The following is a 20,737-nucleotide window of genomic DNA, read 5'->3' as shown; positions in this document are numbered from 1 at the left end:
CCAAAATCCAAAACTTCCTATGGCTCCCCAAGCTTCTACAATTTTTTCACTTCAGGCGCCAAAAGATATTTCGCTTAATGAAATAGAAGCGGAACTTAATCAAATTTGGCAAAGTTACGGCATTACCGGCGAGGACGGGGGACTTCCTGCTGCGACTCGGGCCACGACATTTACCTTAGTGGTTTACGAACCAGAAGAAACCCAATATCTTTTGGCTAGTTTGGGATTTTACAACGGCCCGCTTGACGGAATTTTAGGGCCTCAGATGGTAGCTGCTTTGCGGCAAGTGCAGACAAAATATGGACTGCCAGATACTGGCACAGCAACACCTGAAACTTTGGCTATCTTGAGAGAAGAATTCGTCAAACGTCAAGGAAACGGGGCTGGTGGGGATAATGGTTCTATTGAACTTCCCAGCTTAAATGCCCCAAGCCCCAGAATTGCCGATGAAATCGCCCTCCGCAACCCTTGCCGGATTATTGCGCTGTTTCCCATTGCTGGCGAAGATGAAGGAGTCAAGGCTCAAGTTTCTGCCTATTGCCCCATCCAAAAGCAATCGTCAAGTACACTAATTTGCTGCGAATACATAACTCTTAGTGGAACTGCTGCTGCCTTGGAACGCATAGGTGGCATGATTCCAGCATTGTTAATTGGCGGCTTACCAAAGTTTCTTTGGTGGAAAGCAACTCCAGTCCCCAACAACACTCTATTCAAGCGGCTGGCAGCAGTTTGTAATAATGTAATTGTGGATTCTTGCCGCTTTAACGAGCCAGAAAGTGATTTACTGCGCCTCCAAGAATTGGTGGAAAGTGGTGTTCCTCTGGCTGACCTCAACTGGCGTCGCCTCTCAGCATGGCAGGAATTGACAGCTGAAGCCTACGACTCACCTCACCGTCGGGCGGCCCTCAGAGAAGTTGACCGAGTAACTATTGATTACGAAAAAGGCAACCCCGCCCAAGCTTTGCTGTTTTTGGGTTGGCTGGCAAGTCGTCTAGAATGGCAGCCAGTTTCATATCAAAAGGAAACGGGAGATTATGACATCACTCGCATTCGTTTTATTGCCCAAGACCAACGGCAAGTAGAAACCGAATTAGCGGGTGTTCCCCTTGCTGATGTAGGTGAGATTGCTGGCGACTTGATTGCCTTGCGCCTCAGTTCGACAAATCCGAAGGCAGACTCTGGTACTGTAATTTGCTCGGAAACTGGTGGCTGTATGCGGATGGAAACCCACGGTGGCGCCCAATCTGCCGGTCTGTTTCAACAGGTGACTTCACTTTCGGAACAAAAGGCGGAAGCATTGCTGAGTCAGCAGGTACAACGTTGGGGACGCGAATCACTTTTTGAAGAAAGCCTGGGAGTGACAGCGAGTATTTTCAAATTGGAAACAAACTAGTACTCTGTCCCATTAGTTCTGAAGGGTTATAAAAGTTTGTAGTAAGGACTTTAGTCCTGTATTTTTAAGCACTTAAGTGCTTACTACAAACCTTGCAAAATTAATGGGACAGACCACTAGTACTCTGACAAGAAAACAATGCTTGCTTTGTAGTGAGCGCTAAAACGCTCAAGTCAAGGACTAAAATCCTGACCCCTCTCCTAACGGAGACGCTGGCGTAGCCTGTTGTAGATAAGACTCGCTAACGCTGCGCTATTGTTAGTCACTCATGGGGGAAACCCCCTTCTCTATGAGACGCTCCGCGTTGGCAGCCTCTCACTTTGGGCTACGAGTTACCAAATGCGAAAATCAAACACAAACTCTTCAGATTTTTGGATATTTCAATAATCTGGAGGGTTTTTTTATTTTCCTTGGTTTTTGAGACGCGATAAATCGCCGTCTCTACAAGTGTTTTGGTCTTATCTGAACTGTATTGAGATACCAAAGTCCTGAGTTATCGCGTCTCTTGCCTTAACCGAGAGCTATTGCCCCCTACTAGGCTGCAACTTTGATGCATCGACCTGCAAAAATTAATTAGCCTATTGGCGTGACAAGAGTAGTAGCGTTGGCGTAGCCCAGCGTAGGTATCGCTACTACTCTTGTTAAAATCAATTATCTTAAAACTTTGCAATATAAAATATTCAAAAGTAACTAAGTTGATTCACCAATACTAAACACATCCGACTCGCACTGCTGTAGTTGCAGCCTCGGTGCGGTTTGTTACTCCTAACTTATTTAGTACCTGGCTGACATGATGCCTGATGGTAGAAGGACTCAATTTCATTCGTTGAGCGATCGCTTCATTACTCAATCCTAAAGCCAGCAGTGCTAAAACCTCTCCCTGGCGTTTGCTCAGTTCATAGACAGGTTGGGATGATAGTTTGTTTGGTTGCATCAATGCCTGAATCACCTCTGCTGCTAACATCGACCGACCGATCGCAGCGGCTCGTATGGCATCCGCCAACTCATCAATCGAGATACCCTTGAGCAGGTAGCCAATAGCTCCGGCTTGCATTGCTTGTTGTACCAAGTCATTCGCTAGAAAACTCGTCAAAATTAAAACTTGAATTTCTGGGTATTTTTTGCGGATAGCTCTTGTTGCTTCTGCCCCATTCATTCCCACCATCATCAAATCCATTAACACTACATCTGGTTGCAACTGTTCGCACAAATGTACTGCTTCATCTGCATTACGCGCTTCACCCACTAATTCAATGTCATCAAACGCCAGTAAGACAAATTTAATACCTCCCCGCAGGATTTCATGATCGTCAACAGTAATCACCCGAATTGGCTTCAATGATTTATCTTTTTCCATATATAAATCCGGGATATTAAAACTATTTTTAATACATTTACATTACATTATTCTTCCATTTTCAGTATTTATATGTGAGATTCTTAATCTTTAATTTTTTATTTATCGCCAGTCAATCACGGAAAAATCTTACATTATATATAAGCTTGTCTTTTCTCAGTAAGTCGGTTGAAATAAACATAACTATATTACAAAAAGCAAATACGTCTAAAGCCCTTACCAATAAGCAATAAAAAAGAACAAATCACGCTTTTAATAGTTAACTTTATTTATGCCCAATGCTTAACGCCTAATTTTCTACTCCCCACTCCCTATTTTATTGATAGCGATTGACCAACTCAGGACAATCTCAGTCCCCTTCCCTGGATAGCTTGACAAATAAAAAATAGCGCCAATGGACTTAGCTCGTTCTTTCATAATTGCTATGCCCAGATGACCAGATGGTATTTTGTTGGAGTCAAAACCACAGCCATTATCGCTAATACGCAAGACTATTGCCTGTGAATCACCGTGGAGGCTGACTGATACAAGCGAAGCTTTGGCATATTTAATAATATTATTTAGTGCCTCTTGAGTAATTCGGTAGAAAACAAGCTTCACTTCATTAGACAAAGAGCGATCGCTTTCCCCTTCCACCGTTGTTATTACTTGTAAACTTGCCCGTCCTTGAACTCCCTTGGTTAACTGGTGTAGCAATTCACCTAAAGGTTTCTCTACCAAACCATTAGGACGCAACTCAACTAGTAAATTCCGCATTTCTGCTAACGCCCCTTGTGTCAATTGGGCAAGTTCTTCTAATCCCTGTTGGGCTGTCTCTGGGTTGCGTTTCCAGACTCTAGGCAAAGCTTCGGCAATTGTTGCCACAGTAAACAATGTCTGCGATACTGAATCGTGTAAGTCACGAGCAAGGCGATTTCGCTCCAGTTCCACAGCAATCTTGCGTAGCCGTTCGCTTTCAATCAATTGTTCGTGTAGCTTCACCGCTTGCATCAACTCCTTCGTCAGGCGTAGACTCATAATCACCACGAAGGACAGAAATCCATATTCGCTGAGGTATAGAGATTTGAACACTCCCAAATCCATTAGGCGATCGTATTGAATAGTTGCGACAAAAATCGCCAGACTTAAACCCAAAATCAGTGCAGCTTGCTTTTCGCCACGTTGATATTGACGGTAACAGGCGTAAAAAGCGAAAACTACATTACTGATAATACCTAAGAATTGGAACCCGAATAGAGGATTGAGTGTACCTTCTGGGTGGGTAATCGGTTCGCCCCAAGGCAAAGAGATGCTTGATAAGCTGCTAATCTTCGAGTAGAGAATCCCAGTTGGTGAAACTTCGTTAATTAAGATGCAGATGATGTAGAGGCTATTCAGTGCCAACAGTAGGCGTACTGGCTTAAATTTAGTATATAAAGCCACAAACCAGACACAAGCAATTGTAAAAAGAAACCCTAAGGAAGATGCCAACTTTCTGGCATTTATATAATCTTCTACATCAGTGACTTTATATTTAGCTATAAGAGCCAAGATATAGCTAGCACACAGCAAGCAGGTTAACCCAAACCAGAAGTGCAGCGCAGATTTTAATCGCGCAGAAGCAATTAGCAGGTGTAATAGACCAACATATAGGCAAATGCCAGCAAATATACCCAAAATGCTTGAAATAATAGTCATTACCCGATTTGATGAGAAACTTTTTTTATAGATAACGCAGTAATTTCACCGTACTTTACTGCTACTCACGCAGATGAATGTTGATTCTGCAAATCAGAAAACAGAACAAAAATTATACATATATAGGATCAATGACCTAGTGCATTATAGGTCATTGATCCTAGTCAAAAATAGGACAACCATCCGATGCATTGATCAAGGCGATCGCTGTACAATTCATTACGCCAATGATTAAGCAAAGTTTTAGCGATGGCGTACCCGCCCGCCGTAGGCGTTCGCCTTGCGTCTACGATCAAAGCCCACAGGTGCAGAAGGTTATGCACCAATACGGTAGGCGAGAGGGATGGAAGCGAGGTTTTCCAGATCCTATGAAAACTTTTTTATAACTAATATGACTCCCAAAATCCACTTTATCTCCGGCTTACCTCGTTCTGGTTCCACCTTACTCGGAGCCTTACTGCGACAAAACCCCCGATTTCATGCCAGCATGACTAGTCCTGTTGGTAGTCTGGTGAACCGAATGCTAGAAGCGATGAGTGAAGAGAATGAATATTCAGTCTTTATCACTCCTGAGCAAAAGCGGGCATTAACCTTAACTATATTTTCCACATTTTACGAACCCCAAGCCGAAAAAGAGGTGATCTTCGATACTAATCGGCTGTGGTGTAGCAAATTGTCTCTAATTCAAGAGCTATTTCCTGGCTCAAAGGTGATTTGCTGCGTGCGGAATGTCGCTTGGATTATGGATAGCATCGAACGGCTGATTAGAAAAAATGCTTTTGATGTGTCGCGGATGTTTAATGCTAGCGAACGCTCGACAGTCTACACTCGCACCGAAGCCTTAAGTCAAGGGGGACGGTTAGTGGGGTTTGCTTATAACGCTCTCAAAGAAGCATTCTATAGCGAATACAGCGCCTCTTTGCTTTTGGTGGACTATGACTTATTGACTCAAGCACCTGATAAAACCCTATCGCTGATTTATCAATTTTTACAAGAGAAACCCTTTGAGCATGATTTTGCCAATGTGGAATACGAAGCTGAGGAATTTGATAATCGGCTGAATACTAAGGGACTACATCAGGTACGTCGCAAAGTCGAGTTTCAACCGCGACTGACAATTTTACCACCGGACTTATTTACTCAGTATGATGCGTTGTCTTTTTGGAAGAACCCTAGCAATAGTCTGGCAAATGTAATTGTCGCCCAGCCGTTAGAAGCGGTGAAGTAATGAAGTTTTAAATTGTTCCTCTTTCCTACCAAGCTGCAACTTTGATACATCGACCTGCACCTTTGTTGCATCAAAGAGCAACTTTGATGTATTGACTTGCACCTTTGTTGCATCAAAGAGCAACTTTGATACATTGACCTGCACCTTTGTTGCAGGTCAGTACAGCAAAGTTACATTGACCTGCAACTTTGATACATTGACCTGCAAAACATAACCCAAGATATACAAAACCATGAATAAATTATTTTCAACTCTAACTCTAACAACAGCTACAGCTTTAACCATTGTGATCGCAGGAGGAGTAATGAGCAATAACTCAGTTTTTGGAGAAACATCTATTGACTTAGCAAAGTTACGTAGCGCCGCTGTGTCTAAACACAACGCTTATCGAGCCACACATAAAAGTCCTAACCTCACCATCAGTGATTCCCTGAATACCAGCGCTCAAGCTTGGGCTGAGAACATTGCCAGTACTGGGCAGTTTGAACACAGTACTAATCGCAACAATGTGGGAGAGAACATATACGCTTCTTACACCACGGAAAGCACCGTAGACCCAACCACACTTGGCAACGGAGCATCTGAAGACTGGTACAGCGAAATTAAAGATTATAAGTACGAGAGTCCAGGGTTTTCTAGCGATACCGGGCATTTTACTCAAGTAGTCTGGAAAGGCAGTACGCAATTAGGCTGTGGTGCAGCACAAGGCACTGAAACAATCCAAGGTACTAAATTATAACGCCTTTTATGTGGTCTGCCAGTATGCTCCTGCTGGGAATGTGCAAGGGCAGTTTCCTGATAACGTGCTGAAACCTTAGTACTTTGTCAAGTTTAAATTCATGCGTCAGCAAGTTCTAGTTTTTGCTTTGCAGTAAGCCCATGTCACCTTTAACTGTGCCCAAATTAGAGATTACCTGCTCACCAGACTTTGTACCTTGGCTGCAAACCCAGTTTGTAAGCCTTGCCTTCACTACCTATCAAACAAATCGCCTGTTTTTTATCGGCTGTAATCAGCAAGGTAGAGTCGCAGCACACGAGCGGTTATTTGACAAACCAATGGGGATGTATGGGATAAATAACAGTCTGTTTGTTAGCACACGTTATCAAATTTGGCGTTTTGATAATTGTCTGGCACCAGAGGAGATTTATCAACAAAGCGTAGACGCAAAGCGGCTTGTCGATAGAGATCGCCTTTACATTCCCCGCACCGCCTACACCACTGGCGATCTCAATGTCCACGATGTTGTCTTAGACAAATCACAAAAACTGATATTTGTCAACACAGATTTTAGTTGTCTAGCCACCATCAGCAACGACTACAGTTTTGTTCCCCTGTGGCAACCGCCCTTTATCTCCAAATTGGTGGCAGAAGACCGTTGTCATCTCAACGGGTTAGCGATGCGTGACGGTGAACCAGCCTACGTCACCGCCTGTAGCAGCACGGACACTGCTGCCGGATGGCGCGACCACCGCGTCAAAGGTGGGGTTGTCATCGACGTGCAAACCAACGACATCATTGCCACCGGGTTATCCATGCCCCACTCACCGCGTTGGTATGGCGGTAAGTTGTGGCTACTCAATTCCGGCACGGGGGAGTTGGGGTATATCGAAGCTGGTCAATTTGTGCCGTTAACCTTCTGTCCTGGTTTTGGGCGGGGGTTGGCATTTTGGGACAAATATGCAGTGGTGGGTTTATCGAAACTCCGGGCGCGTCCCTTTAGCGGGTTAGCCTTAGAAGCCAGATTGACACAAGAAAACAAAGTCGCCCAGTGCGGACTGATGGTGATTGACATTAGTAATGGCGAAATCGTCCATTGGCTGCGTTTCGATGGCGTAGTCGAAGAACTATTTGATGTAGTAGTGCTGCCTGGGGTACGTCAACCCAAAGCCTTGGGGTTACAGGGAGATGAAATCGAACGCCTGGTTACTTTTCCCGGCTCTAGCGGCATCGTCATTACCAAACCCACCGTCAAACGTCCCAGTATGGGGGTGAAAGCGCCTGTGGCGGGGTTGCCTAAAGTGGAGGTGGAGGGGGCAGGGGGAGCAGGGGAGGTAGGAGAGGTGGGGAGGAAGGAAGAACTGACTACAACTGTTTCTCCTCTTTCCCCCTTACCCTTTCCCCCTTCCCCCATCAAATACCAACGCGTCTATCACCTCAACCCCACCAATGTTGCCGCATACAATGCGCTGACCTTTCCTAGCCTGCAACAGCGTTGGCTCACCCAGTCGCAACGGGGGGAAATGTTCGGGATTTCGGCATCGGTGATGGGGGAAATTGTGGGCATGGTTATTGCCGAACGGCTCAGTGAGCAAACGGCAGAATTAATTTCCCTGTTGGTAGTACCATCCTATCGCCAGCAGGGAGTGGGGACGCACTTGGTGCATTACTTAGAGCAAGAACTGGCACGCCAGGGTTGCCAACGAATGCAGGCAATTTATCAGACTAGCGACCTGACAAATGCAGCAATGGATGCATTATTGCGAAAGTTGAACTGGCAATGGCAGCAGCAGAATGAAACTGTTTCAACTGTGTTTAAAGCCATTACTTAAGGATGCATTCAAAACCTTTCCCCTTTCCCCGAACCGTATTGGAAGTCTTCCCAGTCTTTAATTCCCAAACAAATCATTTACTTAAAGGAAAAAAACAATGACTGACCCGAACTTTTTAAATTCTGTTACCAACCCCTTCGGTCTGACTGATGTGGGGAGTCGTACCGCGCCCACCTTTGCCGATATCGATGGCGATGGCGACCTTGATGCTTTTGTGGGGAATTTTGACGGCAATACGTTGTTCTACCGCAACACGGGCAGTGCCACCAATCCGCTCTTCGCCGCCCCCACTACCAACGACTTCGGTCTGACTGATGTGGGGTTTAATGCCAGGCCCACCTTTGCCGATATCGATGGCGATGGGGACCTCGATGCTTTTGTGGGGAATTTTGACGGAAATACGTTGTTCTACCGCAACACGGGCAGTGCCACCAATCCGGTCTTTGCCGCCCCCACCACCAACGACTTCGGTCTGACTGATGTGGGGGTCTCTGCCGCGCCCACCTTAGCCGATATCGATGGCGATGGCGACCTCGATGCTTTTGTAGGAAATGTTGAAGGCAATACGTTGTTCTACCGCAACACGGGCAGTGCCACCAATCCGCTCTTCGCCGCCCCCATTACCAACAACTTCGGTCTGATTAATAATGTGGGGTTTTATGCCGCGCCCACCTTTGCCGATATCGATGGCGATGGCGACCTCGATGCTTTTGTGGGGGATAGTTTCGGCAATACGTTTTTCTACCGCAACACGGGCAGTGCCACCAATCTGCTCTTCGCCGCCCCCATTACCAACAACTTCGGTCTGACTGATGTGGGGTTTTCTGCCGCGCCCACCTTTGCCGATATCGATGGCGATGGCGACCTCGATGCTTTTGTGGGCAATGGAAGCGGCAATACGTTGTTCTACGAGAACCAGCCTGCTCCTCCCATAGTCAGCAACTTCCTCCCCCCCACTACCAACCCCTTCGGTCTGACTGATGGAGGGGATGTTGCCAAGCCCACCTTAGCCGATATCGATGGCGATGGCGACCTCGATGCTTTTGTGGGGGATTATAACGGCAATACATTGTTCTACCGCAACACGGGCAGTGCCAGCAATCCGGTTTTCGCAGCCCCCACTACCAACTCCTTCGGTCTGACTGATGTGGGGTATTTTGCCGCGCCTACCTTTGCCGATATCGATGGCGATGGCGACCTCGATGCTTTTGTGGGGATTAATAATGGCAATACGTTATTCTACCGCAACACGGGCAGTGCCAGCAATCCGGTCTTTGCCGCCCCCACTACCAACTCCTTCGGTCTGACTGATGTGGGGTCTGTTGCCGCGCCTACCTTAGCCGATATCGATGGCGATGGCGACCTCGATGCTTTTGTGGGTAATGGAAGCGGCAATACGTTATTCTACCGCAACACGGGCAGTGCCAGCAATCCGGTCTTTGCCGCTCCCACTACCAACAACTTCGGTCTGACTAATGTGGGGTATAATTCTTCGCCCACCTTTGCCGATATCGATGGCGATGGCGACCTCGATGCTTTTGTGGGGAATTTTGACGGCAATACGTTGTTCTACCGCAACACAGGCAGTGTCACCAATCCTGTCTTTGCCGCCCCCACTAGCAACCCCTTCGGTCTGACTGATGTGGAGTATTTTGCCGCGCCTACCTTTGCCGATATCGATGGCGATGGCGACCTCGATGCTTTTGTGGGGATTAGTAATGGCAATATATTGTTCTACGAGAACCAGCCTGCCTCTGCTAATTTGCCTCCTGTAGCTGTTGACGATGCTGTAAGCACGAACGAAAACACTATACTCAATGGTAACGTTCTCGCCGCCAACCCAACCACACCCGACAGCGACCCTGACAGCAACCCCTTAACCGTTACCGCAGTCAATGGTCAACTCAGCAACGTTGGCACGGCAATTAATCTGGGTAATGGCTTATTAACCGTCAATAGCAACGGCACCTTTAGCTTTGACCCCAACAACGGCTATGACACTTTAGCAGCAGGAACCTCTAGCAGCGAAAGCTTCAATTACACTATCTCTGATGGCAACGGCGGAACGGATACTGCTACCGTTAACGTTACCATCAACGGTGTGAATGATGCAGCGATTATTACTGGTACAGCCACAGCAGCAGTTACCGAAGATGCAAGTACCCCCGACCTCACTGCCACAGGTTCCCTCGCCGTCAGCGATGTAGATGCAGGTGAAAGCCTATTCAACACCACGGTAACATCAGCTATGGGTAATCTTGGTAGCTTGAGTATCACTGATGCGGGAGCCTACAGCTACAGTGTTGCTAACAGTGCGGTGCAGTTCTTGGGTGCCGGCCAAACCAAAGCTGAAACCTTTACAGTACAATCTCGTGACGGTTCAGCCACTCAAGATATTGTCGTTACCATCAACGGCGTGAACGATGCACCAACTGTAGCAAATGCGATCGCAGACCAAACTACCCTAGAAGATGGCTTCTTCAGCTTTACCGTTCCAACTAATACTTTTGCTGATGTCGATGCTAGTGACAGTTTAACTTATACTGCCACCCTCGCTAACGGCAACGCCCTACCTAGTTGGTTAAGCTTCAACCCCAATACCCGCATTTTTAGCGGCACCCCCAATGACGCAGATAACGGCACAGTTAGCATCAAAGTTACCGCAACTGACACCAGCAATGCTAGTGTTAACGATACTTTTAACCTGACGGTAACTCCCGTCAACGATGCACCTGTAGCAGGTGATGACTCTGCCAGCGCCAATCAAAATACACCTTTGACTCTGTTGGCTGCTGAGTTGTTAGCTAACGATACAGATGTAGACAGTTCTACTTTGAGCATCTCTGCTGTGAGTAACGGTGTTAACGGTACTGTCACCTTAAATGGCAGTGGCAATGTCGTCTTTACTCCCACAGTCAATTTCACTGGCAATGGCAGCTTTAACTATACCGTCAGCGATGGCAATGGTGGCACTGACTTGGCAATGGTAACGGTGGCAGTTGGGGTCAACCTCAACGGTACTAATAATAACGATAACCTCAACGGCACATCCGGCAACGACATCATTAACGGACTCAACGCTCAAGATACCATTTCCGGCAATGCTGGCAATGATAACCTTGTGGGTGACAATGGTGATGATTTACTCTTTGGCGGTACTGGCAACGATCAACTTTATGGCGGTAACGGTCAAGACACACTTTATGGTGATGCTGATAACGACCGTCTTGAAGGCGATAACGGTGATGACAAACTCTATGGCGGTGACGGTAACGACAGTCTAATTGGTGGTAACGGTCAAGATTTACTTGTCGGCGGTGCGGGGAATGATTTCCTCGACGGTGACAAGGGAGATGATAACTTGACTGGCGGGACTGGTAGCGACATCTTTGTGTTGGAGAAAGCCGCAGGGCGGGAAACGATTACTGACTTTAGTTTAGGTCAGGGCGATAAAATCGGCTTGTCTGGCTTGAGTTTCAATCAGTTGTCCTTCTCTGGCAATCAGATTAGTTTAGGCAATCAAACTCTAGCGGTGCTGAGTGGGTTTAATACCACTACGCTGACACAGAACGATTTTATCTCTGTTTAAGAGTGTTGGGTGGGCAAATGTTTGCCCACTCTACAAATTGCTTAGTTGCATTGCCCTGCAACAAGCAATTTTGTAGTAAGGACTTTAGTCGTTATTTTCTAAGCACTAAAGTGCTTACTACAAACCCTCTAAACATCTGAATTTGTAGGGTGCGTTATGGAAATACAGCACCATCTTAATCTCATTTGTCACAGTGCATTAGCCAGAAGCATAACGCGTCCTACAAATAACTGCTTATCTACGACTTAAAACAAAGGAAAAAAATCAAATGACAAACTTCATCGTTAATCAAACTACTGATGACGGCACTGGCTTAACCGCAGGCACCTTCAGTTATGCAATTCTCCAAGCGAACCAACTAGCAGGGGATGACACCATTACCGTCAATAATAATGTGCGTGTGACTGGGGTAATGCAAACCCAAATTAATAGCAACATTACTATTGTGGGCAACAGCTACAGCATCAGCGGCGATGCCAATAACAACGGCATCAACGACAATGGCGACGTGCGCCCCCTATTCATCCAGTCGGGAACCGTCGGGATTTCTGACTTGACTATCACCAACGGACGGGCTAAAGGCGGCGATGGTAGCGGCGGCGGCGCTGGAATGGGCGGCGGCTTGTTTATCTATGATGGCAGTGTCTCCTTAACTAATGTCGCTTTTAGTAATAACACAGCCCAAGGCGGCAACGGCAGCAGTTATAGTGGTCCTGGCGGTGCTGGCAGTTCTGGTGGTGCTGGCGGTGCTGACGGTGCTGGCAATTCTGGCGGCAACGGAGACTTTGGCGGCGGCGGCGGCTACGGCGGCGGCTACTTTCCCCCCTCCGGCACCGTAGGCGGCGATGGTGGCTACGGCGGTGGCGGCGGTGGCGCCGTAGGTTTCAATGGCGGCTTCGGCGGCTTCGGCGGTGGCCGCGGCTTGTCCGTCAACCCCGGCTACAGCGGTGACCGCGGCTTGGGCGGCGGCGGTGCTGGATTCGGAGGCGGCATCTTCGTCCGCAGTGGCTCTTTAACCCTCAGCGACACCAGCTTTACCAACAACACCGCTACAGGTGGGACGGGTTATCAAGGTGGTCAAGGCTTAGGTGGAGGGATTTTCATCATGCAGTCCCTCACCAATCCCAACGGCAATAACCAGGGAATGCCTACGGTGCTTCCTACCGTCAATTCTGTAGGTAATCCTACCTTTAGTGGCAACAATGCGGCAACCGATGCAGAAACAGCCACCAATAACGATAATGTCTACGGCACAATTAACATCACTGCCAGCAACCAACCCCCCGTCGCTAACCCCGACAGTGCTACCACTGCCTTTAATACTGCCGTGACCATCTCGGCAAGTACCCTGTTAGCTAACGATACCGATCCCGACAGCAACCCCCTCAGCATCACTGGTGTCAGTAATGCTACCAACGGTTCCGCAGTCCTGAATAATAACGGTACAGCCAGCAACACGGCAGATGACTTTATTGTTTTTACCCCAACGACTGGATTTAGTGGTAATGCCAGTTTTAACTACACCCTCAGCGATGGCAGCCTCACTGACACTGGTAATGTCACCGTCGCCGTGGGGACTAACCTTTGTGGTGGTAACGGGGACGACTTGCTCAACGGCACAGCAGGCAATGATAGCCTCTGTGGTGGCAATGGCAAAGACACCCTCGACGGCTATGGTGGCGATGACACCTTAACAGGTGGCAACGGCAAAGACATCCTCAACGGTGGCGACGGCAACGATTTGTTGCACGGCGACGACAGCGACGATAGCACCAACGGCAAAGACATCCTCACTGGCGGTGCTGGCAATGATACGCTCTATGGCGGTAACGGCAAGGATGATTTGACTGGCGGTCTTGGCAACGACATCTTAATTGGTGGCAGTGCTTCTGATACTTTCATCTTCGCTGCCCTAGACGGCACTGATACGATTACCGATTTTAACGATGGACTCGATTACATTGGTCTGTCCGGCGGTCTGACTTTTAGCGCTCTGTCTTTCTCTGGCAGCAACATCATTATTACCAGCAGCAATGAAATCCTGGCAACGCTGACGGGTATTAATACCACTACCCTCACATCTGCTGATTTCTTAACGGTCTAGGATTATAGCCTTTTTGGGTGATTAGTGATGCGATCGCGTTTTCGTCCATAAAACTTACTGGCATAAATACCACGACTCTCACCAGTGCCGATTTCGTGATTGTTTAATTTCAATTCGCCCAAACCCCCCTGTAATATCGTGTCCGGTTAAAGACTTATCATTAAGACTGCAAGGGGGCAGGGAGCAGGGAGCAGGGGGAGAAAGAATTTTCAGGTTTTTGCACAGAGGCGGAAATTATAACTAATCAGCCGGGCATGATATAAAAGGCGCTCTTGATTGGTTACAGGTTATCTCATAACTAAAGTGCGTCTTTCGATAGCGTAACGTAACTACAGCATTCACGCGAATACCTTCATCTAGTTAAAAAACTTCTCATGATGTTCTTTTACCACAAAATATACTATTTTGGAGATGTCTATTATGAAGGTAATTAATACAGATAACATAACCCTGCTCGGCAGCAAGATAAGCCATTGCAGCACCAATGCCACGACTACTACCTGTAATCAGCATGACTTTTTCCATTTTTATTAGGATTTACAAATTACTTCATTTAAAATACAGTGTTTTCTTCAACTCAACAAATAACTTTTAACAATTGCCACTTTCCACATATTCAAACAATGGCAGTTGCATGACTTGTGTCTGTTTCGCATTTTTCAGATTGGACAATGCAATTCCTAACAACCTAACACTGCGGTTTTCCAGTGAAATCGACTCAAACAGCGCTTTGGCTATCTCAAAAATCGTAGATAGTTCACTGATGGGAGCAAGCATTGTCTTACTGCGGGTTAACTGGCGATAATCGGAGAACTTGACTTTCAGAGTTAATGTGCGGCCTCGCGTTTCGTGCTGCTCTAGGGCGTGTTTTCAAACTCGTATATCCTATAAAAAAAGGCGATCGCTGTCTAGTCATGATCAACCGAGGAGACTTAAGTAACGAGCAGTGGGAGAGGTTAAAATCGTTACTACCATCAGAAAAACCGCGAACGGGCAAGCCTAATCATGACCAGACGCTCGTTCCTCGCTAACGCTACGCTATCGTAGGGTTGTGAATGGCATTCTCTGGATACTGAGAACAGGAGCAGCGTGGCGAGACCTCCCAGAACGTTATGGAAAGTGGGAGAGTATTGCAACGCGGTTTTATCGTTGGCAAAAGGCGGGAATTTGGCAGCAAATCTTAGAACACCTGCAAGCGCTCGCCGATGAACAAGGAAAACTTGATTGGGAAATACATTACGTCAGACTCAAACAATTTCGCCGCATCGCCACCCGATATGATAAACTTGCAGCCAATTATACAGCTATGATTACGATCGCCTGCATTTTGTTGTGGTTATAGTTTGAAAACACGCCCTAACCCTCTCCTCGCTTGCGAGGAGAGGCTAATGGAGTCGGTGAGAGGCTTTAGCTTGGGGTTGTGATTTGGGGTCATTTGCGATCTTGGTGGTTAGCTAATTAATATTTCATGTATTATTCCCAGCGATCGCACTCTCCCATCTCCTCAAACTCTGGCATAATCAGACATAGTTGCACCTTTAAAACTGATGTAAATCCTGCAAGGTAATTAAAAGGTTTACGCCGAATGGATATTTTAATAGAATAATCTCATCAAAAGATTCGCAGAAATATAAATGGACTGGATTACACTACTGCGATCGCTACAGTCTGATTTTATTAAAAGGTTAACATCTGGTTCTCTGCTTCATTGTGAAACAGAAGGTCAATATAGTGAATTAACTGTGATCTCTGGAGAAAGGTTAAGGGCATTACGGGAATTTTGCTGGCTGATGGCTGAGAAATATAAGCGTGTTTTACCAGTCCGTGATGTTTTTATTAGTTATCTCAAAGGTAAGTTGGGTGAGGAAGTTGTCAAAGAACGTTTAGCTGATTTTATTACCGAAGTCGATTATGAAAAGCGATTCGGCGGTGATGGCAATATAGATTTTACCTTGACTTCTGACCCATCTATTGGTATTGAGGTTAAATCTCGTCATGGTCGAATTGACAGAGTAAGATGGTCAATTAGTTCTGAAGAGGTCGAAAAAAATGCAGTTGTAGTTTGCATTTTGATTCAAGAGGATGTGAGTGAAGCACAATCTGAGTATCACCTTTTTTTGGCTGGCTTTCTCCCAACCCGGATGATTAAGTTGAAAACTGGTAAAATTTCCTTTGGAATAGAACAATTACTATATGGTGGTGGTTTATGGTGCTATTTAGAACAGTTACAATCTTCTATAAATAATTATTCTAGGCAACAACCACCAATTTATAAATATCTTCCGAAACAGGAAATTCTATCTAAACCAACTAATAATCATTTAATAAAATCTTCTTTCCAACCTGAATATCGTGATGAAGATTTAAATATACTTTATGCAAAATTAGGTGATGAATGTTTTGAAAAAGGAGAGTATACGAACGCAATTACCAATTACAATGAAGTTTTGAAAGCTAATTTTACTGATTTTAATTTATATTACAAAAGAGGTTTATCACACTATCAAATAGGAGATTATGAAGCTGCGATCGCAGATTATTCTCAGGCAATCCAGATAAATATTCATGATGCAAAATCTTACAACAAACGAGGTTTAGCCCTATATCAATTGGGTCGATTAGAAGAAGCAATTAATGATTATACCCAAGCTATTAGAATTAATCCTAATGTTGCCGTAGCCTATAAAAATCGGGCTGAAGCTCGTTCTCATGTAGGAGATAACCAAGGAGCAATTGAGGATTATACCCAAGCCATTAAAATTAACCCCCATTATGCTGATGCTTATAAAAACCGTGGAATTGCTCGTTATTTATTAGGATCTCAACCGGGATTTCCTCAAGCGATCAAGATTAATCCTCAAGATGCCATAGCTTATAAAAAACGTGGTAATGCTCGTTCAGATTTAGGAGATTTTGAGGGAGCAATTGAAGATTATACTCAAGCAATTCAGATGAATCCTAATTATGCCGATGCTTTTTATAACCGTGGTAATGCTCGTTCAGATTTAGGAGATTTTGAGAAAGCAATTGAAGATTATACTCAGGCAATCCAGATTAATTCAAATTATGCTGACGCTTATTACAATCGTGGCAATATTCGTTTAGCAATCACAGATAAACAGGGAGCAATTGAAGACTTTCAAAAAGCAGCAGATATATATCGTAAAGAAGGTAAGCTAGAAGCACTCAAAGATACACGAGAAAGAATCGTAGATTTAGAAATCGAAGAATCATTAGATATTTTAAACTTCTAGACAATTGCCTAAATACCACTTATACCAATTCTCTGTGAAGCCGCACATTATTTTGACCCCTCCCAACCTCCCCAAAGCATCGGGGAGGTGCCACAGGCGGTGGGGTTCTTTCTATGCATCTTCATACAGAATTGGTATTATGTCTCGCCGCTATTGTTGGTAATGCGATTTAGCAGTGAGAAATGTTACACATTCTCATCTAAGATTGTTCCTTCTGTATTGGCTCCCTCCAAATTTGTTCCGCTCAAATTTGTCTGGTTCAAATCTGCTTGAGTGAGATTAGCCTGGGATAAGTCGGCTACAGTTAAGTCTGCACCACTCAAATCAGCTCCATCTAGATTTGCAGCTATCAAGCTTGCTTCCTGCAAATCCGCCTCACTCAAGTTAGTGTCAATCAGTTTAGCAACCGTCAAATTAGCCTGACTCAAATTAGCTCCTTCCATTGCTGCTCCATCCAAGATAGCTCCATCCAAGATAGCTCCGCTCAAATTGCTACCACTGAGGTTAGCATTGCTCAAATCTGCTCCATTTAAGTCCGTCTCAATCAAACTAGCGTGGGCTAAATTAGCGTGACTCAGATTAGCTCCATCTAAAATTGCTCTATCTAAAATTACGCCACTGAGATTCGCTTCCCTTAAGTTTGCCTCGCTCAAGTTGACACCAGTAAAATCTCTGACACCTGCGGCATAGTTTTTCAGGAGTTGATCTGCTTTCATATTCTGTCGCTGTGCTAAGGAACGTTTAATTAAGGCTATCCAGACAGGCAGTAAATCCCCAGCACGCGCCACGGAGGATTGATGTAGTGAATTAAGCCAGAGTGAATGTCTAATACCTCTATCTAGGTTAGCCATCTTCAACTACTGGCGCTACTACCTAGAGTTGTGAGTTTTTTTCATACTTGGGGGGGATGTTGAGGCATTTAAAAACTTCAGCATTAGTGCAAAATTAGAGGATATTAAAACCTATGTGCGTAACGTCGCTTTTTGACTAGCAAATTGATTAAGTAGTCATTGGTCATTGGGTCAACCGTAAGTCCACCGCGATACGTAGTATTTTCAGTATCGCGGTGGATAGTTCACGTTTCCCCGCCAACCACTACATCTCGAATTCGGAGACTAGGGCCACCACAACCCACTGACAAGCCGTTTTGCCCTCCCTTTCCACAACCGCCGGATTCATCCCAGTAAAAATCATCACCAAGTGCCTCAATATCCGCTAAAGTTTGGAATACATTTCCCGAAAGCGTCACGTCCCGCACAGGTTCAGCAATTTTGCCGTTCCTAATCATCCACGCTTCCCCAGCACTAAAGGTGAACATTTCTCCATTCGTCATCCCACCCAACCAATTACGAGCATAAACTCCTTCTTTGATATCGGTGAATAAGTCTTCGACTGGTGTTTTACCCCGTTCAATCCAGGTATTTGTCATCCGCACAATGGGAGTAAAGTGATAGTTGAGACAACGTGCGTTCCCCGTGGGTGCTTCCTCCAATTTGCCAGCGGTTTCACGAGAATGTAAACGTCCAACTAAAACTCCATCTTTAATTAGTTGAGTTGTAGTAGCAGGTGTACCTTCATCGTCATAAAAATAGCTGCCGCGATGTCCCTCTGGAGCCGCACCATCAAAAATTTGGAGTTCGTCTGGGCCAAACCGCCGTCCAATGGTCATAACTTCCAGGAGATCGGGGTTTTCGTAAGCCATATCAGCTTCAGAAAGATGTCCGAAGGCTTCGTGGACAAATAAACCCGTGAGAATTGGGTCAATGACTACGGTGTAAGTATTACCTTTCACCGATGGTAGAGATAAAGCGGCGATCGCTCTTTGAGCTGCACTTTTTACCTGTTCATCCAAATCAGTTAAATCTTCGTAAGCTTTGCGAGAGCCAGTAGTTTCCCGTCCAGTTTGTACGGTTTCGCCATTTCTGGCGGTGGCGGCAAAGCGCATTTCCATATCCACCCAAGATTGCTCGATCAAAGTGCCTTCTGAGGTAGCTATGATCACTTTTTGGGCGCTATCTCCATAGCGTACCGAGGTAGTGGTAACCCGGTCATCAACGCTTTTGAGCAATTGGCCATAGCGATCGCACAATTGTTTTTTCTTCGAGAGGGGGATTTTGCGAGGATCAGTACCTTTTAGTGGGAGAATGCATACTGCTTGCACCGGGTCAATGGGTGCAAGTAAAGTTTCTTCATCACCAACCAACCGCGCAGCTGCGATCGCTTCTTCAATACGATCCTTAATTGTCGCTAGCTCGTTAAAGCAGCTCAAACCCCATCCACCTTTATAACAAGCGCGAATATGTCCACCAATGGAGATGCCTTCACTGAGAGTTTCTACCTTGTCGCCACGCAACAAGATATCAGTCCCTTCTGCTTCTTCAAGGCGAATCATCAGATAATCTACACGCTGTGAATAGCGGGCGATCAGGTCAGAAAGTAAATTTTGGGCGTCAGCAAGTGTAGTCGGCATTTCCAGGTAGTAACAATGACGAACTGCATTTATTTTGCAATTATTTGGGGAATTTCTGCTAATTATATTGAGGGGATTCGGGACTGGAGATTAGGGACTAAATTCTTCCTAATCCCCATGCCCAATGCCCCATGCCCCATGCCCAATCCCGCCCGTAGCCCTCTGAACTCTTAGTACTTCCTTTTTTACGGTGGGTAAGAACTGAATGATGTGCTAAGGTAATCAAGTGAGAATAAAATTCGGTTACAGTGTTTGTTTTTAGTATTGACAGGCTTTTCCCTTTTGGTCTTAACAAGCTTGTCTCCGAAATCTAAATCTCTACACACCTATGATTTTGGAGATAACGCATGTCAATTTATGTAGGTAATCTATCCTACGAGGTCACACAAGAAGACCTCAATTCTGTTTTCGCCGAACACGGTACTGTAAAACGGGTTCAGTTGCCTACTGACCGTGAAACAGGACGTCCACGCGGCTTTGCTTTTGTAGAGATGGGCACAGAAGCTGAAGAAACAGCTGCCATTGATGCTCTTGATGGTGCTGAGTGGATGGGACGCGATCTCAAAGTAAATAAGGCTAAACCAAAAGAAGATAGAGGCGGTTCCTTTGGTGGTGGAAACCGAGGCAACAGTGGTGGTGGCGGCGGATATAACAGAAATCGCTACTAAACTTTAAGATCAAAAATTAAGTTTTAACGTCTTAAGGGCAGAATTATTATCTGCCCTTTTTGCGCTCCGGTCTACTGGATGGCATGAAGGAGGCAGAAGGCAGATCGCTTTTAGCGTCTCCCCTTGGGAGAAGGCAGAAGTCAGGAGGTAGGAGGCAGGAGGAAAAGTGCCTTTCCTGTTAAAAGTGCCTAGTATCAATTAAGTAGGAGATAAAAATGACCCAAGTATTTGTGGGCGAAAATGAAGGAATTGAGTCAGCCTTGCGTCGATTTAAGAGGGAAGTTTCCAAAGCTGGTATTTTTCCAGATATGAGAAAGAATCGTCACTTTGAAACGCCTTTGGAAAAACACAAGCGCAAGGAAGTCGCAAGGCACAAACAACGCAAGAGAAATTTCCGTCGGAATTGAGAATTAGCCATACCTACACTGACGCACTTCTCATTTAGAT

Annotated in this window: 13 protein-coding genes and 3 pseudogenes; 11 read left to right on the top strand and 5 right to left on the bottom strand. The window is 45.7% G+C overall.

Annotation, left to right across the window (positions count from 1 at the left end; translation table 11 throughout):
- Nucleotides 1–19 precede the first annotated feature (19 nt).
- Nucleotides 20–1,393: a glucose-6-phosphate dehydrogenase assembly protein OpcA gene (gene opcA, locus ABF638_RS03845; RefSeq protein WP_435020424.1), complete on the top strand. Its 1,374-nt coding sequence runs from the start codon at nt 20–22 to the stop codon at nt 1,391–1,393.
- 709 nt (nt 1,394–2,102) lie between these two features.
- On the opposite strand, the gene ABF638_RS03840 is transcribed toward opcA, so the two are convergent.
- Both ABF638_RS03840 and ABF638_RS03835 read right to left on the bottom strand, forming a co-directional pair.
- Complete coding sequence (locus tag ABF638_RS03840) at nt 2,103–2,750, bottom strand: response regulator (RefSeq protein ID WP_435020422.1); 648 nt, start codon at nt 2,748–2,750, stop codon at nt 2,103–2,105.
- Nucleotides 2,751–3,047: 297 nt separating this feature from the next.
- Nucleotides 3,048–4,427 carry a histidine kinase gene (locus ABF638_RS03835; RefSeq protein ID WP_435020420.1) on the bottom strand — a complete coding sequence of 460 codons (1,380 nt, stop codon included), beginning with the start codon at nt 4,425–4,427 and terminating at the stop codon, nt 3,048–3,050.
- Nucleotides 4,428–4,818: 391 nt separating this feature from the next.
- Here ABF638_RS03835 and ABF638_RS03830 point away from each other — a divergent pair, with 391 nt between their 5' ends.
- The 5 genes from ABF638_RS03830 to ABF638_RS03810 all read left to right on the top strand — a co-directional run bounded on the left by ABF638_RS03830 (nt 4,819) and on the right by ABF638_RS03810 (nt 13,898).
- Nucleotides 4,819–5,655: a sulfotransferase family protein gene (locus ABF638_RS03830; protein WP_435020418.1), complete on the top strand. Its 837-nt coding sequence runs from the start codon at nt 4,819–4,821 to the stop codon at nt 5,653–5,655.
- Between the two features lie 232 nt (nt 5,656–5,887).
- The gene (locus tag ABF638_RS03825) at nt 5,888–6,394 is read left to right on the top strand and encodes a CAP family protein (protein ID WP_435020416.1); all 507 of its coding nucleotides are present in this window, start codon (nt 5,888–5,890) and stop codon (nt 6,392–6,394) included.
- 140 nt (nt 6,395–6,534) lie between these two features.
- Complete coding sequence (locus ABF638_RS03820; protein WP_435020414.1) at nt 6,535–8,205, top strand: TIGR03032 family protein; 1,671 nt, start codon at nt 6,535–6,537, stop codon at nt 8,203–8,205.
- 97 nt (nt 8,206–8,302) lie between these two features.
- A complete protein-coding gene (locus ABF638_RS03815; RefSeq protein ID WP_435020412.1) occupies nt 8,303–11,794 on the top strand; it encodes an FG-GAP-like repeat-containing protein in 3,492 nt (1,163 codons plus the stop codon).
- A 508-nt stretch (nt 11,795–12,302) separates the two neighbouring features.
- Entirely contained in the window at nt 12,303–13,898 is a 1,596-nt protein-coding gene (locus tag ABF638_RS03810; RefSeq protein WP_435020410.1) for a calcium-binding protein, read from the top strand.
- Nucleotides 13,899–14,489: 591 nt separating this feature from the next.
- On the opposite strand, the pseudogene ABF638_RS03805 reads toward ABF638_RS03810, so the two are convergent.
- Nucleotides 14,490–14,750: pseudogene (locus ABF638_RS03805) on the bottom strand (DinB/UmuC family translesion DNA polymerase); the annotation flags it as partial.
- 199 nt (nt 14,751–14,949) lie between these two features.
- On the opposite strand from ABF638_RS03805, the pseudogene ABF638_RS03800 reads away from it, so the two are divergent.
- The 3 genes and pseudogenes from ABF638_RS03800 to ABF638_RS03790 form a co-directional block, all read left to right on the top strand.
- Nucleotides 14,950–15,066: pseudogene (locus tag ABF638_RS03800) on the top strand (transposase); the annotation flags it as partial.
- 75 nt (nt 15,067–15,141) lie between these two features.
- Nucleotides 15,142–15,240 (top strand): annotated as a pseudogene (locus tag ABF638_RS03795) (IS5/IS1182 family transposase); the annotation flags it as partial.
- Between the two features lie 292 nt (nt 15,241–15,532).
- On the top strand, nt 15,533–17,152 hold the full coding sequence (locus ABF638_RS03790; RefSeq protein ID WP_435020408.1) for a tetratricopeptide repeat protein: 1,620 nt from the start codon (nt 15,533–15,535) through the stop codon (nt 17,150–17,152).
- 185 nt (nt 17,153–17,337) lie between these two features.
- Here ABF638_RS03790 and ABF638_RS03785 read toward each other — a convergent pair whose 3' ends face one another.
- Nucleotides 17,338–18,003, bottom strand: a complete 666-nt coding sequence (locus tag ABF638_RS03785) for a pentapeptide repeat-containing protein (protein ID WP_435020406.1) — start codon at nt 18,001–18,003, stop codon at nt 17,338–17,340.
- 224 nt (nt 18,004–18,227) lie between these two features.
- A complete protein-coding gene (locus tag ABF638_RS03780; protein ID WP_435020404.1) occupies nt 18,228–19,622 on the bottom strand; it encodes a TldD/PmbA family protein in 1,395 nt (464 codons plus the stop codon).
- A gap of 347 nt (nt 19,623–19,969) precedes the next feature.
- Here ABF638_RS03780 and ABF638_RS03775 point away from each other — a divergent pair, with 347 nt between their 5' ends.
- Nucleotides 19,970–20,290: an RNA recognition motif domain-containing protein gene (locus tag ABF638_RS03775; RefSeq protein WP_069073773.1), complete on the top strand. Its 321-nt coding sequence runs from the start codon at nt 19,970–19,972 to the stop codon at nt 20,288–20,290.
- Between the two features lie 215 nt (nt 20,291–20,505).
- On the top strand, nt 20,506–20,697 hold the full coding sequence (gene rpsU / locus ABF638_RS03770) for a 30S ribosomal protein S21 (RefSeq protein ID WP_069073774.1): 192 nt from the start codon (nt 20,506–20,508) through the stop codon (nt 20,695–20,697).
- The last annotated feature ends 40 nt before the right edge of the window (nt 20,698–20,737 follow it).

The organism is Nostoc sp. CALU 1950, assembly GCF_051172895.1.
Lineage (GTDB): Bacteria > Cyanobacteriota > Cyanobacteriia > Cyanobacteriales > Nostocaceae > Nostoc > Nostoc edaphicum_A.
Note: the sequence above shows the minus strand (reverse complement) of the source record. Positions and strands in the feature narration are given on the sequence as shown.

Coding starts and splice junctions, on each gene's coding strand:
- opcA (WP_435020424.1), top strand. CDS start 20: ATGGCTCCCCAAGCTTCTACAATTTTTTCACTTCAGGCGCCAAAAGAT.
- ABF638_RS03790 (WP_435020408.1), top strand. CDS start 15,533: ATGGACTGGATTACACTACTGCGATCGCTACAGTCTGATTTTATTAAA.
- ABF638_RS03840 (WP_435020422.1), bottom strand. CDS start 2,750: ATGGAAAAAGATAAATCATTGAAGCCAATTCGGGTGATTACTGTTGAC.
- rpsU (WP_069073774.1), top strand. CDS start 20,506: ATGACCCAAGTATTTGTGGGCGAAAATGAAGGAATTGAGTCAGCCTTG.
- ABF638_RS03815 (WP_435020412.1), top strand. CDS start 8,303: ATGACTGACCCGAACTTTTTAAATTCTGTTACCAACCCCTTCGGTCTG.
- ABF638_RS03825 (WP_435020416.1), top strand. CDS start 5,888: ATGAATAAATTATTTTCAACTCTAACTCTAACAACAGCTACAGCTTTA.
- ABF638_RS03830 (WP_435020418.1), top strand. CDS start 4,819: ATGACTCCCAAAATCCACTTTATCTCCGGCTTACCTCGTTCTGGTTCC.
- ABF638_RS03780 (WP_435020404.1), bottom strand. CDS start 19,622: ATGCCGACTACACTTGCTGACGCCCAAAATTTACTTTCTGACCTGATC.
- ABF638_RS03775 (WP_069073773.1), top strand. CDS start 19,970: ATGTCAATTTATGTAGGTAATCTATCCTACGAGGTCACACAAGAAGAC.
- ABF638_RS03820 (WP_435020414.1), top strand. CDS start 6,535: ATGTCACCTTTAACTGTGCCCAAATTAGAGATTACCTGCTCACCAGAC.
- ABF638_RS03785 (WP_435020406.1), bottom strand. CDS start 18,003: ATGGCTAACCTAGATAGAGGTATTAGACATTCACTCTGGCTTAATTCA.
- ABF638_RS03835 (WP_435020420.1), bottom strand. CDS start 4,427: ATGACTATTATTTCAAGCATTTTGGGTATATTTGCTGGCATTTGCCTA.